Source organism: Lacinutrix jangbogonensis, from assembly GCF_000797445.1.
Lineage (GTDB): Bacteria > Bacteroidota > Bacteroidia > Flavobacteriales > Flavobacteriaceae > Lacinutrix > Lacinutrix jangbogonensis.
On record NZ_JSWF01000018.1, the window covers coordinates 1 to 13,019 of the forward strand.

The window sequence follows — 13,019 nt, forward strand, 5'->3', positions numbered from 1 at the left end:
TTTTTTTATATTTATTGTTGTAAATTATTGTGCTTGTTGAGCTTGTTCTATAGCTTCTTGCCATGTTCTATTCATTTCATCCCAACCAATTGTTGAAATTTGATAGATAGTGTAGATTAAATACAGAACGTTAATAATCATAATAATCATTGCTACAAGTTTAGCAGTTTCCATAGGTTTGGTTTCTCCTTCATAAGCATCAGGGTTTAGTTGTGCATCTTTAATTTTGTTTCCAGCTATAAAATAAGCAGGAGCAGATAGTAAAATACCTAAGCCTCCAAAACAGCAGCATAAAAGACCTACAATTGATAATACATAAACTACAGTTGGGTTGAGTTTTTTCTTCATAAGTTGGATTGTTTAAATTAATTTCTTGACTGTAAAACTAATAATAATAATTAAAACGGAAGCTATTGCTAATCCATTAATAATTTTATTAATAGACTTAAATTTATAAAAAAGTGAGGTTATTATAACAATAGCTAATGGTATAAGTGCATAAATAGCTGGATACATTTTAAAAGCAGCTATAAATTCACCTTGAAATAATAAGCTAATACCACGTTGTAAACCACAACCCATACATTCAAAGCCAAACAATTTTTTGTTTAGACAAGGTAGCATGTATTGTTCTTGAAATAGTAACATTAAAGCAAATGTAAAAAATATCTACAAAAAAAGCTGCTTTTAGTTAGCAAGATCAATAGCTTTTTAGACTAATAGCAAATGAGTTTTAAAGTTTATTTGGTATAACTGTCTATTGAAAATAATTATCTTAGCCATTTATTAGATAAAATGAAACACAAAAATACCATAAGTTATTTACTTATTTTACTAGGAGGGAGTATTGCTATTTATGCTAATGCAAATGAAAAGCAGAGTATTCTGCTTTTGATATTAGGTATTTTTACGTTAATGTCTGGTTTGTATATTTTAAATGCATCGTTGTCTAGCAAACCTCCAAGAAATGATTATGAAATTAAGGACGAAGAAGAATGAGTTTTAATATAGGTGATTTTGTATATGTTTTGGATGAAGCACTCTCTGGTAACATTATTAGAATAGTAGGTTCTGAAATAACTATTGAGGACGAAGATGGTTTTGAGTTGTCTTTTAGGGCTCATGAAATTGTAAAAAAGCAAGGTGATAGTCTTAGAAAAGGAGCTTTTAGAAGTAAAAGTATAAATCAAGTACTTTCAGAAAAAGAATCAAATAAAAAAAGAACACTCCCAAGAGTAAAACCAAAAGAACGCTTTCAACCAACTATGGAAGTCGATTTGCACATTCATCATTTAGTGAAATCTGAAAGACATTTAGGGAGTCATGATAAAAAATTAATTCAGCTTGAAACAGCAAAGCATAAATTAGAATTTGCCATGCAAAAGAAAATACAGAAAATTGTATTTATTCATGGCGTAGGAGAAGGTACTTTAAAGCTAGAATTAGAATATTTATTTAAGCGCTATAACAACTTAAAGTTTTATGATGCCGATTACAAAAAATACGGTCAAGGCGCAACAGAGGTTTATATCTATCAAAATATTGATCCACACGATTAACTATTTTAGGTGTTAAAATGCTGGTGTTACAGATCTTGAAGTTGTAGTTGTTAACGTTCCAAAATCTAAAGTATCTTGAATTAATATTGGTAAAACAATATTTGTTAGATTTAGTGATAATTGAAAACTTTGTGAAATGGGATGTAATCTAAAAGCAGTTGCAGGAATGTTATTTACTACATCTACATTTAAATAATCTGCTCCTACAGTATTATTTTCTATATCGTTTGCAGGGTTTTGATCTTGTGTAGTGCCTTCTTCATTGATAGTGAGTATCAAATCGTTGTCATCATCCGTGTCAAGATAATTTGGAATACCATCACCATCTGTATCTAAAGCTTCGGTAAGTAATAATTCTACAGTGTAATTTGGCATTTCGCTTGCTGTTAATACATTATCACCATCATCATCTGCATCTATATAATTTGGCAAACCATCACCATCTGTATCATCGTTTTCTAAATCACCATCACCATCTATGTCTTCTAATTCAGCAGGAATGCCGTCGTTATCGTCTTCGGTTAACACTATTGCAAAAATGGCGTTTACATTAGAATTATAATCATTGGTTACACTTAAGTTTGAAGGTGGTATTACACTGCAAAAAACGTCGCTATTAATTTCATTATTATAAGTTCTATAATTAAATTGATTATCATTATTAGTAAACGCAGGATTATTATTAATTAAGTTTACCAGTAAAGGGTTGGTAGCATCAAATTCTGTTGCAATTAATTCTACTAGCGTTGTATTGATAACAACTGAAAGCGATTCTGCTGGATCTGTTTTTATTTTGTAGCATATTAAATCGCCACAGTCGACAGTATTAAACGTCTCTTCAAATTCTAATGCTGTTGTAATAATATCACCATCATTACAACTTGTAAAAAGAAAAGCTAGAGTTAAAAAAGAAAAAATAATTCTCATATATAGTAGATTATACAGCAAAAATAACAGAATTACGTAAATGATACCATAGCTTATGGTAATTAATTTTATTTGACTTATTTTTGACAGCTAGAAACACTTGTTTTTCCTTTTGCAATATAGTGATAACAAAGGATTAGCAATAAATATTAAAGTTTTCCCAAAAAATGAAGCAAGTATATTTTGATAGTGCAGCAACAACGCAAATAAGATCAGAAATTGTTGAGAAAATGACAACTGTTATGCAAGAGTGTTATGGTAATGCCTCTTCAACACATAGTTATGGACGTTCATCCAAGTCTATGGTTGAAAATGCAAGAAAAACAGTTGCAAAACAACTTAATTGTTCGGCTTCCGAAATTATATTTACTTCTGGAGGAACAGAAGCAGATAATCTTGCCTTGCGTAGTTCTGTTAGAGATTTAGGAGTAAAGACTATAATCACTTCACGTATTGAGCATCATGCAGTTATTTACACTGTAAATCAATTAGAACGCGAATATGGTATAACTGTTAAGTTTGTAGATTTAGATGAAGAAGGACAAATAGACTATACACATCTTGAAGCATTATTACAATCGCCAAAAAAGAAATTGGTGAGCTTAATGCATGTAAATAATGAAATAGGAAACATTTTAGATATTAAACGTGTAGGCGAATTATGCAAAGCAAATAACGCTCTATTTCATAGTGATACTGTACAATCTGTAGGGCATTACGAATTAGATTTGCAAGATATATCTATTGATTTTTTGGCAGTTAGCGCACATAAATTTCATGGTCCAAAAGGTGTAGGTTTTGCTTTTGTTAGAAAAAATTCGGGTATTAAACCTTTAATTTTTGGAGGAGAGCAGGAGCGAGGAGCAAGAGCAGGAACAGAAGCTGTACACAATATTGTTGGTTTAGAGGAAGCGTTAAAAATATCATATGCTAATTTAACTGAAGAACGTGCTTATATCACTTCATTAAAAAAATATTTTATTAAATCTATAATCGAAGCCTTTCCAGAAGCGAGTTTTAATGGAAGTTCGGCAAATTTTGAAAAAAGCACCTATACTCTTGTTAATGTATGTTTACCAATTGCACCAGAAAAAGCACCAATATTATTGTTTCAATTGGACTTAAAAGGAATCGCTTGCTCTAAAGGAAGTGCTTGCCAAAGTGGTAGTGCTAAAGGTTCTCATGTATTATCACAGATTTTATGTTATGAGGATATGCAGAAGCCTTCACTTAGATTTTCATTTTGTAAATACAATACAACAACAGAAATTGATTATGTTGTAGATGTTTTAAAAGACTTTATGTAATTTTGCTATATGTTAAACTACACTACTTATTTACATAAAACAGCTACCGAATGGGTGACTTTTGTTCATGGAGCAGGAGGAAGTTCGTCTATTTGGTTTAAGCAAGTAAGAAGTTTTGGTGCACAGTTTAACGTATTAGTTCTAGATTTAAGAGGTCATGGTAATTCTAAACCAGCTTTAAAAGATGCTTTTAATTCTAAATATACTTTCGATTCTATTACCAATGATATTGTAGAGGTTATAGACCATTTAAAGATTCAAAAATCCCATTTTATAGGTATTTCCTTAGGTACTATTTTAATAAGAAATCTTGCCGAAAATCATCCAGAACGCGTGCAAAGCATGATTATGGGTGGCGCCATTATGAAATTAAATTTCCGCTCGCAAGTACTTATTAAACTTGGTGTTGTATTTAAATCGGTAGTGCCTTATATGTTACTTTATAAGTTTTTTGCATTTATTATTATGCCACGTAAAAATCATAAAAAGTCACGTTTATTGTTTGTCAATGAAGCAAAAAAACTGTACCAAAAAGAGTTTTTACGTTGGTTTAAACTCACTTCGGAAATAAACCCATTATTACGTTTCTTTAGAGCTAAAGACATAAAAATACCAACTTTATATGTTATGGGCGAACAAGACCATTTATTTTTACCGTCTATAAAAAATATAGTAGCTAAACATATAAAATCGACGCTGTTAGTCATTGAAAATTGTGGACACGTTGTAAATGTAGAGCAACCAGAAACATTTAACATTCAGGCTATTAAGTTTATTAATGAATTAGCTTAATAACTTTGTCTGAATTTTTTTTCTACTGAGAAATTAATCAGATTCATAAAATTATCGTGCACACCAAGTGTTGTTTCTAATTTTAATTGATTGATAATGTCTTTAATACGTTTGGCATCGAATTGCAGATCTGGAATAGAAATATAGTTTTTAAACAACTGCCCAATCGTTTTATAATAAATCGCTTCGAAGCTATTAAGGTCTAATGGCATTTTGTCTATATACTCATAATTGTTTATTTGAAAAGATTCCAACACTTTACCAACGTAATCCTTATGCAAAACTTGTTTTGGATTTACGATATTTAGCTCTTTAATTTCTGGATGATCTACGGCATATAAAATGGCTTTTGATACAAAATCGACTGGCACGATATTGAGTCCGCTTTCTTTATCAATCCATATTCTAAAAGCATTCGTAAACTTCTTAGAATATTTATCTAAAAACATTGGCCAAGAGTAAAATACATCGAATTTTGGTGTTTCAAAAAACGGCTTATCTAGTAATCGACCACAAATAATACTAGGTCTTAAAATTTGCGAAGCAATATTAATAGCCTTGCATTTTTGTATTACATATTGTTCAGTTTCGTATTTAGATTGCTCGTAAGGGTTTCTAAAACTATCGACGTTATATTTTGAAATAGTATCGTTTACCACTTCATTCTGGATACCAAAAGAGTAGGCCGTACTTATATAAATAAACCTGTTGACAGATTCCGGAAGATTTTCCAAAAGCTGTTGTGTTGCAATATAGTTTTGCTCATGTACTACTGTTTTAGAATTTGTAGCGTGAGATAAATTAGTAGAACCTGCACAATGTATTATTGTAGAAAAATTATAGGCTTTAAGCGTGTCTTTTTTTATATTAACAAGGTCTTCTGCAATTACTGTAATTCTTTCCAGACACTTTTCTACACTAATATCTTTTAGGTAGTCAGGCTTAGTACTATTATTTAAAACCTTTAATAAGCGTTCTTTTGCAGTAATACTTTTATCTCTAATTACAACATAAAGGTGCTCTTGAGTATTATTAGAAATGACTTGTTTAAGCCAATCGAATATTACATGACTTCCAACAATTCCAGTTCCTCCAGTAAGCAGACAATTCATAGTTTGTAATTAATATAAATTAGGCACGAATATACTATAATTACTGTTGTTGTAAGACTTCTATTTGTTCTAAAATCTTTTGTGCTTCTGCTTGTTTTTTATCGCTTTCACTTCTGTTAGTAGTCGATAGCTTGTAAGATTGTTCTAGCAGGCTTTTATAAGCGTCTTGTAGTTTATCGAGTTTACTTTTCTTTTTAAATATTCCAAACATAGTTTTATTTTTTTTACAAAGATAAAAACTAGTATCTCATTTACTTTTAAGGTTTTGTTAAAACGGTTCTTATAATAAAATTATCTATCTAAAGAATACAGAATGCAGATAACGTCCTGGCATAAAAGTAAAACCTCCAGCAATAATTAGTGCTCCAAAATAGAGTAGTATCATCTTGCGTTTATGCACTGTAATATTTCCTTTTTTAATTGCGATGTATGCAGTGGGAACAGTATAAATAGTTAAAAAGCTAAAGAGGTGAATCCATCCAAAATGATTAAAAACGGTTGGGCCAACTCCAGCGGGCATAAAAAGCGTTACAAATGCCGTAAATAGCATAAGAGCCATATATATTCTTCCCAAGGTTTTGTGTAATGGCGTTCCTTTTTTTAAAATAAGACTAACAGTTCCAAGTACAAAAGCAGGAAGCACTGTAAATAAATGAATGAACATTAATGTTTCGTAAGACATAGTTAGTGGTTTAATTGCATATTCAAATATGTGTAATTTATAATTGAAGTCAATTTATAAAAGTATGAGTTGTTATTTTTAGGTGACGAAATGTGTTTTAAAGACAAGATATCTTAATTTTTAACTGTTGGTCTTTCAATACCTATTAACTTTAAGCAGTTAAATAATATTCTTTTAGGTTATGATTTGTGGTTAGTGAAGCTTTTATTTTTTTTATAAATGAATAAGTTTGATTCGTTTATCATTAATGAATATGAACGTTCCCATTGTTGCGTTTCCTTTTAAGATGAAATCAAACTTCTTTGTTAAATTTTCGGGCACTTCAATTTCGACTTTATCAAAATACAAGAATGTATTATTTCCAATCGGTTTTAATGTTACATTCATTTCTTCATTTCCAGGATCTAAATTAGTATAGTATCTATTGGGATCGAGATATAATTTAAATTGAGTTGAATCTGGCATCTTTGTTTTTGATACAACTTTATTTAATGAATAATCAAATGTTGTTCCATCAGATAGTGGTTGCTTTAATGCTGTCCGCTTAACACTTAATTTATATCTGTAACCCCAAGCAAATTCAAAACGATCTAAGTATTCGATTGATGAATCTGGGGAGCTAAACGTTAATCTTTTGAAATGCTCATAATTTTGAAAGGATAAATAAGGATCGATAATTACGTTTTTATTTGTAGTGGTTTGCCCATTTAAGGACATTGAGATAAAAGTAAAAAGTATAATTATTATATAATTCATATTTTGTTATTTTTAGAATAATTGCTTTTCGTAAATGTCTAACAATGTCAGGTTATTATAGTTTTCTATTTTGAAAGGTTCACTGTAATGTCTAATTACTTTGTCATTTCTGTACATAATTTTTAAAATTATGTAGCCTTGTTTCAGGACGAGTCAGTATTAACCAGAACGTTATTACATATGGTTTGTTACGTGTTTTAAGCACCTAATTCAGTAAATAAAAACCGAATAGAAAATCCAGGAATATTTTCGCAAGTAGGCTAGAACTAGCAATAAATGGTATACGGTATTACCCACAGTTTTTATTCCTCAATTGATGTCTCCCAACCATCATAATCTCCATTCAAGTCAGATGCTTTTTGCCACAATTCCAATGTATATTCATCTATTTCGTCATAACTAACTTTGTCAATTCGTGATACTGAAATAACAAATTTGTATTCATTCGGTTGTTCTATTTTTTCTTTGGTTTTTGTCAAATCTGCTTATTATTTCATCCTGAATTTTCCATAATTCGTCAGCATCTGCGCTACTTGACAAACCATTGTCTTTCTGATTTGGCATTTTGATTGAAATATAGACAACGTTTTCTTGTTCTTTTATTGGTGCAACAATAGTCAAATTCAAATCGGTGGCAATAGAACTTAATTTGTCATTTACATTCGAGAAGTAAAATGTCCAATCTGGTTGATATTCGTTTTTCGGCTCGGATTGTCCGAATATTTTACTTAAAAATCCCATGAATAAAATGATGGTTAATATTTTGTGACGATGTTTTTTCAAATTGTGGGTAACCCGGCGAGGATTATGAGTTGTTTTCGCCTGTAAGATATTGTAAATATCTGTAAGGTAGAAATAACCGTAAGGTCGAAATAACTTATAACCAAGAGTTCTTGTTTAGTGCGCAGGGAAGCAAGCAGTCAACAATAACTTTGGCGAAGCCCTAGTCGGGTTCTGGTTAATGCGAGCGGAGCGGAGTATTAACCAGAACGTTTGTGTATATGGTTTATTGAGTTGTTAAATAACTAATTTAATAAATCTAAACTGAATATAAAAACGGTACGGTTTTTATAAGCAGGCCAGGACTAGCAATAAATTAAAGGCGCAATTATTTATTTTTTGTTTTATGCACTGCATAAAGAAGTGTTTGGCTTTCTTTTCCTTTAAGTTCTATTCTGCCAAGTTTATCAAAAACAAAATTTGTATTATTTAGTTCTTTTTTTAAACGACCAGAAATTAACAGATCTTGTTTAAGTTCATTGCATTTACCTTGAATTCTAGCAGCTGTATTTATTGTGTCTCCATGGTATGCAATTTCTTTTTTGAATTTGCCTACTTCGGCCACCGTAACAATACCGGCATTCATACCAGCTTTAAAATGTGGGATACAATTGTAATTCTTTAGGTAATATTCCATTCGGCTATCCAGTCGCTCTTTAAAATTGAAATATGCATTGAGGCAGTTTTCATCTCTTAGTCCATCTTGAAGTTTCCATGTCAAGATTACTTCATCACCTACATATTGATAAATTTCTGCTTCATTTTCTACTACAATGCCTAAATCGTTGAAGCAGTCTTGAATCATTTTGCTGTATTCAATGTGACCTAAATCTTCGGCATGTTTCGTTGAAGACTGGAGATCAATGAACATAAAAATGCGTTCTTCCTCACTAGGAGTATAGAACTTACCACGTAAAAGTTTCCAGAAATTGTTGCTCCCAAGAAATAAGTTTACTTGCCTTAGACCAAACATAAAAATATCTACAGATACTATGTATAAATAGATTGCAAAACTACCAGGTTCAAAAGCAAATCCTATAAATGATATATTCTCTCCATAAACGGCATAGCCTAATGAAATGATTGACACTAGAAATAGGATAACATAAACTAATCTTAGTGCCAATAATTTTTGAAAGGATATTCTTTTATAACTATGCTCCTCTGTTAATATTTGTGCATAGCCCGAGATAAATCCTATAATTGGTCCAGAAATAAAGATTGTGATTATTGATTCCCAAAATTCAAATTGAACAGAACCTAACTCTTTAGTTCCTTCTCCTCTTACAATACTGAAAAATATTAACGCTAGAGTCCACCCAATACTATATTGCTGAATAATTTTCCATCTGCGTTTATTCTTGAACTTCATTGCGTTCTCTTTTTGTGGCTATTAATTAATTGTTTAGTGATTAGTAGTTTACGTAGATAAATAATGACATTTATTATTACATTTTTATTTAGAGAATGTTTACGTTTTGTTTTGGTGTGCTAAAGATATAAAAATGATAGAATCCCATTATTCATAATTCCAAATATGTTTTTATGGGTTTTAATTTCTAGTTGCGGTTTTTCTTTATTGCTTTAAAACGTTTATACATGGCTTGTTGCCCGTTTAAGTAACCCATTTAATAAATATAAACTGAATAGAAAAACAGCACGGTTTTTATAAGTAGGCGAGGACTAGCAATAAATTATATTCTTTGTTGTACTTAGTTTTTTATCCATTCAAAATATAAGTCATCACGCAATCTATTCAGACTTGTTATTGATAAAAACTTAAAAGCAGGTGCGATAAAAACATATCTTAGCATTAGCATTTACAAAACAACTACTAAAATAAAAATAGGCAAAAACCCTTCCGATTTAGTTAAGATTGTAACTGAAGTTCCGACTACAGGAAAGCAAAGAATTATACTCATAAAAATTCTAAAAACTTTGTGGATTTCGACTTTCACGTATCCATTTTTAGAGTTAATTTTTCCTGTCATAACACAAAGAACCTTCTCTCAGATAGTTGAATAGATTATTTTGAATTCGTTTCCGATTATTATTCCGCGAAAAGGTCTGTCGGTATATTACGAAGTCATATTTTTAGACTTTTCAGTTCTCCGAGTTAATCAATTTAGCATTTCTGCTTGGTCATCAATTATCTTAAATTGCTTTTCTTAACAATATCCCGTAAAATTAGCCTGATAAGATGCCTTTTACTTTCTATTAGTCACTTCTTCAGTTTCGCAACCAAACAAGCTTTTCTCCATAATTAATTTGCTTACACCTTCTGGTAGCATGTTTTGCCAGCCGTCTTCACCTTTATTAATCATACTTAATACTTTTCTAGAGAATATATTAAGAGTAGCTGGATCGTAGTCTGCAATATCTACCACTTTACCATTGTATTTAAAGAACTTATAAAGTTCTTTCATACGTGGATGCACTTTTAAATTGTCACTTGTAGTTATAGTACCATCTTCATTTTCCATTGGATATAAATACACACGTAAATCTTTAAAAAAGAGTTTACCAAAGGCTTCTAAAATACCACCACTTAATTGTCTGTAGTATTTCTCATCGAAAATATCTATTAAATTATTCACGCCCATTGCTAAGCCCATTCTTGCTTTAGAGTATTGCGAGAAGTATTCTACAAGTTTGTAGTATTCTTGGAAATTAGAAATTAATACGGTTTGACCTAAAGAGCATAACAGCTTAGCACGATCCATAAAATCTTGCTCGTCTATTTCTCCTTCTGCTCGTAGATTTGAAAGTGTGATTTCAAAAACAACTTGTGTTTTTTCTTCATCTACTTTATTTTCTTTTAAGAACATGTCTAAAGATTTTTTGTACATATCCATATTTACTTTGGTAACAGGTCTAAAACTTCCACGAAGCGTTAATATGTTACGCTTGTAAAGCACTCTTGCCGGTAAAACGTTGTTTCCGTCTGGTGCGAACATTACAGCATCGGTCATACCATTTTTTACCAATTGCAAGCTCATTAAACGGTTATCTACATTTGCAAAAACAGGACCAGAGAAATTAATAGTATCGATTTCTAATTGATCTTTGTCCAGATGGTCGTATAAATAGCGTAATAATTTTCTGGGTTCATTATACTTATAAAACGCGCCATAAATAAGGTTTGTTCCTAATTTACCTAAGGTTTCTTGTTGTAAACGTGCATCGGTTTCTTTAAAACGAATATGTAAAACAATTTCGTTATACTCTTGTTCTGCATCTACTTGATATTTAATACCAATCCAACCGTGTCCTTTGTACTTTTTAGCAAAATCTATAGTGGCCACAGTATTAGCATAACTAAAAAACATTTTATGAGGATGCTTGTCTCTGGTAATACGTTGCTCGATTAAATTTATTTCATGATCTAGCATTTTACGCAAACGATCTTCGGTAACGTAGCGCTTATCTTTTTCAATACCATAAATGGCATCACTAAAATCCTTATCGTAAGCAGACATTGCTTTGGCTATGGTTCCAGAACCTCCACCTGCTCTAAAAAACTGACGTACAGTTTCTTGACCTGCACCAATTTCGGAAAAAGTACCGTAAATATTTTCGTTTAAATTTATACGAAGTGCTTTATCTTTTAGCGAAGGAATACTTTCTATATCTTTGTCTCCTTTTAGTTTAATTTCCATAGTTGAGGCGTTGTTTTGTCTTACTTACAAAGGTATCAAATAAGTATAGCAAATAAAAAAATAACTTATTTTTGTGATAAATAATAGCAACAGTGAAAATTACATTTTTAGGCACAGGAACATCACAAGGCATACCAGTAATTGGTAGCACGCATCCTGTATGTTTAAGTGCTAATTCTAAAGATAAACGCTTACGTGTTTCTATTATGGTGGAATGGCAAGACTATACTTTTGTCGTAGATTGTGGTCCAGATTTTAGACAGCAAATGCTGCGTGCCAATCCAGAAAAAATTGATGCTTTTATATTTACGCATGAACATGCAGACCATACCGCTGGGCTAGATGATATTCGTCCGTTTTTTTTTAAACAAGGAGATATAAATATTTATGCTCATCAGCGTGTTTTAGAACAGTTGCAACAGCGTTTTGAATATATTTTTACAAAAGAAGAAAAGTATCCTGGTGTTCCAAATTTAATAGAAAATGAAATAGTAAATAAACCATTTACTATTAATGGATTAGAGATTACTCCTGTTGAAGGACTCCATTATAAGCTTCCTGTTTTTGGTTATAGATTTGGCAATTTTGCTTACTTAACAGATATGAAAACGATTGCTGAATCCGAAAAACGAAAGCTTTTAAATTTGGATGTTTTAGTACTTAATGCTTTACGCGAAAAAGAACATATTTCACATTTTAACCTCGCTCAAGCATTAGCAATAATTAAAGAATTAAAGCCTAAACGCGCTTATTTAACACATATTAGTCACTATTTAGGTTTTCATGATACAGTACAACAAAAACTTCCTGAGAACGTTTTTTTAGCGTACGATGAACTTACAATAGATATTCCAAATCCATAAATTAAATTTCAAACGACTTAACAACTTACGCATTATGAAGAATCGCATTTTTATGTATCTGTTTATATTTTCTGTTTTACTGTTATTATTTCAGTTTATGAATTCTAAAAAAATATTTGATGATAGTAATCAAAAAGCGTCTACTTCTAAAAAGCAAATACAAAAATACCAAGATTCAATTTTAACCTTAAAGGATGATATTTACAATTTGTCTCAATTTAGTTTTGATTATGATGATTATTCTTACGATTATTTTTTAAATCAAGGTTACGATGTAGACAAACTTATGGTTACCGTTAAAGATGCCTTGTATTCACAAAACGAGTATGAAGGCGAGCAACATCCGCTAGTGCCTTATGTTTCTACAACAAATACTAAAATTTTAATAAACTCTATTAGAGTTTTAAATCACAAATGGATTATTGCCGATTTTACTGATGGACAACTTTGGGGAGAAATGCTAGTGGCTTATTCTCTAAACGAGGAAGGAGAACTTAATTTTAGAGTTTCGGAATCTTTATTGAAACCTATTCACTAGTCATTATTTCACATTAAGATAAGCAGTAGTTATTGTGTATTCTC

General features: G+C 30.9%; 17 protein-coding genes. 6 read left to right on the forward strand and 11 right to left on the reverse strand.

Going from position 1 to position 13,019, the window contains the following annotated elements; genetic code table 11:
* Positions 1-24: 24 nt before the first annotated feature.
* Together RH82_RS03755 and RH82_RS03760 are read right to left on the reverse strand one after the other, a co-directional pair.
* Complete coding sequence (locus RH82_RS03755) at positions 25-348, reverse strand: CCC motif membrane protein (protein WP_034058193.1); 324 nt, start codon at positions 346-348, stop codon at positions 25-27.
* 12 nt (positions 349-360) lie between these two features.
* Positions 361-648 (reverse strand): DUF2752 domain-containing protein, encoded by a 288-nt coding sequence (locus RH82_RS03760; RefSeq protein ID WP_034058194.1) that lies wholly within the window; start codon positions 646-648, stop codon positions 361-363.
* Between the two features lie 147 nt (positions 649-795).
* Here RH82_RS03760 and RH82_RS03765 point away from each other — a divergent pair, with 147 nt between their 5' ends.
* Both RH82_RS03765 and RH82_RS03770 read left to right on the forward strand, forming a co-directional pair.
* Positions 796-999 carry a hypothetical protein gene (locus tag RH82_RS03765; protein WP_052158197.1) on the forward strand — a complete coding sequence of 68 codons (204 nt, stop codon included), beginning with the start codon at positions 796-798 and terminating at the stop codon, positions 997-999.
* Positions 996-1,559, forward strand: coding sequence for a Smr/MutS family protein (locus RH82_RS03770; protein ID WP_034058197.1), 564 nt, complete (start codon positions 996-998; stop codon positions 1,557-1,559). Before RH82_RS03765 ends, RH82_RS03770 begins: the two co-directional genes overlap by 4 nt.
* Positions 1,560-1,571: 12 nt before the next feature.
* Here RH82_RS03770 and RH82_RS03775 read toward each other — a convergent pair whose 3' ends face one another.
* A complete protein-coding gene (locus RH82_RS03775; protein ID WP_034058200.1) occupies positions 1,572-2,486 on the reverse strand; it encodes a hypothetical protein in 915 nt (304 codons plus the stop codon).
* A gap of 167 nt (positions 2,487-2,653) precedes the next feature.
* Between RH82_RS03775 and RH82_RS03780 the strand changes: the two genes are divergently transcribed.
* Positions 2,654-3,793, forward strand: a complete 1,140-nt coding sequence (locus RH82_RS03780) for a cysteine desulfurase family protein (RefSeq protein ID WP_034058202.1) — start codon at positions 2,654-2,656, stop codon at positions 3,791-3,793.
* A gap of 9 nt (positions 3,794-3,802) precedes the next feature.
* Positions 3,803-4,585, forward strand: coding sequence for an alpha/beta fold hydrolase (locus tag RH82_RS03785; protein WP_034058204.1), 783 nt, complete (start codon positions 3,803-3,805; stop codon positions 4,583-4,585).
* Here the strand turns inward: RH82_RS03785 and RH82_RS03790 are convergent.
* The 8 genes from RH82_RS03790 to RH82_RS03820 all read right to left on the reverse strand — a co-directional run bounded on the left by RH82_RS03790 (position 4,582) and on the right by RH82_RS03820 (position 11,574).
* Positions 4,582-5,697: an SDR family oxidoreductase gene (locus RH82_RS03790; protein WP_034058207.1), complete on the reverse strand. Its 1,116-nt coding sequence runs from the start codon at positions 5,695-5,697 to the stop codon at positions 4,582-4,584. The two genes, RH82_RS03785 and RH82_RS03790, sit on opposite strands and share 4 nt — an antisense overlap.
* Positions 5,698-5,737: 40 nt before the next feature.
* Complete coding sequence (locus tag RH82_RS18325) at positions 5,738-5,908, reverse strand: Lacal_2735 family protein (protein ID WP_034058209.1); 171 nt, start codon at positions 5,906-5,908, stop codon at positions 5,738-5,740.
* An 84-nt stretch (positions 5,909-5,992) separates the two neighbouring features.
* Entirely contained in the window at positions 5,993-6,379 is a 387-nt protein-coding gene (locus RH82_RS03800) for a DUF2306 domain-containing protein (RefSeq protein ID WP_034058211.1), read from the reverse strand.
* A 213-nt stretch (positions 6,380-6,592) separates the two neighbouring features.
* Positions 6,593-7,135, reverse strand: coding sequence for a DUF4377 domain-containing protein (locus tag RH82_RS03805; protein WP_081979177.1), 543 nt, complete (start codon positions 7,133-7,135; stop codon positions 6,593-6,595).
* A 302-nt stretch (positions 7,136-7,437) separates the two neighbouring features.
* Positions 7,438-7,614, reverse strand: coding sequence for a ribonuclease E inhibitor RraB (locus tag RH82_RS19205; RefSeq protein ID WP_081979178.1), 177 nt, complete (start codon positions 7,612-7,614; stop codon positions 7,438-7,440).
* The gene (locus tag RH82_RS03810; protein WP_034058224.1) at positions 7,577-7,876 is read right to left on the reverse strand and encodes a DUF695 domain-containing protein; all 300 of its coding nucleotides are present in this window, start codon (positions 7,874-7,876) and stop codon (positions 7,577-7,579) included. The genes RH82_RS19205 and RH82_RS03810 overlap by 38 nt, the downstream gene beginning before the upstream one ends.
* Before the next feature lie 367 nt (positions 7,877-8,243).
* Positions 8,244-9,287, reverse strand: coding sequence for an adenylate/guanylate cyclase domain-containing protein (locus tag RH82_RS03815; RefSeq protein ID WP_052158198.1), 1,044 nt, complete (start codon positions 9,285-9,287; stop codon positions 8,244-8,246).
* A gap of 835 nt (positions 9,288-10,122) precedes the next feature.
* Complete coding sequence (locus RH82_RS03820) at positions 10,123-11,574, reverse strand: hypothetical protein (protein ID WP_034058227.1); 1,452 nt, start codon at positions 11,572-11,574, stop codon at positions 10,123-10,125.
* Positions 11,575-11,666: 92 nt separating this feature from the next.
* Between RH82_RS03820 and RH82_RS03825 the strand changes: the two genes are divergently transcribed.
* Both RH82_RS03825 and RH82_RS03830 read left to right on the forward strand, forming a co-directional pair.
* A complete protein-coding gene (locus RH82_RS03825) occupies positions 11,667-12,437 on the forward strand; it encodes an MBL fold metallo-hydrolase (protein ID WP_034058229.1) in 771 nt (256 codons plus the stop codon).
* A gap of 34 nt (positions 12,438-12,471) precedes the next feature.
* The gene (locus RH82_RS03830; protein ID WP_052158199.1) at positions 12,472-12,975 is read left to right on the forward strand and encodes a hypothetical protein; all 504 of its coding nucleotides are present in this window, start codon (positions 12,472-12,474) and stop codon (positions 12,973-12,975) included.
* The last annotated feature ends 44 nt before the right edge of the window (positions 12,976-13,019 follow it).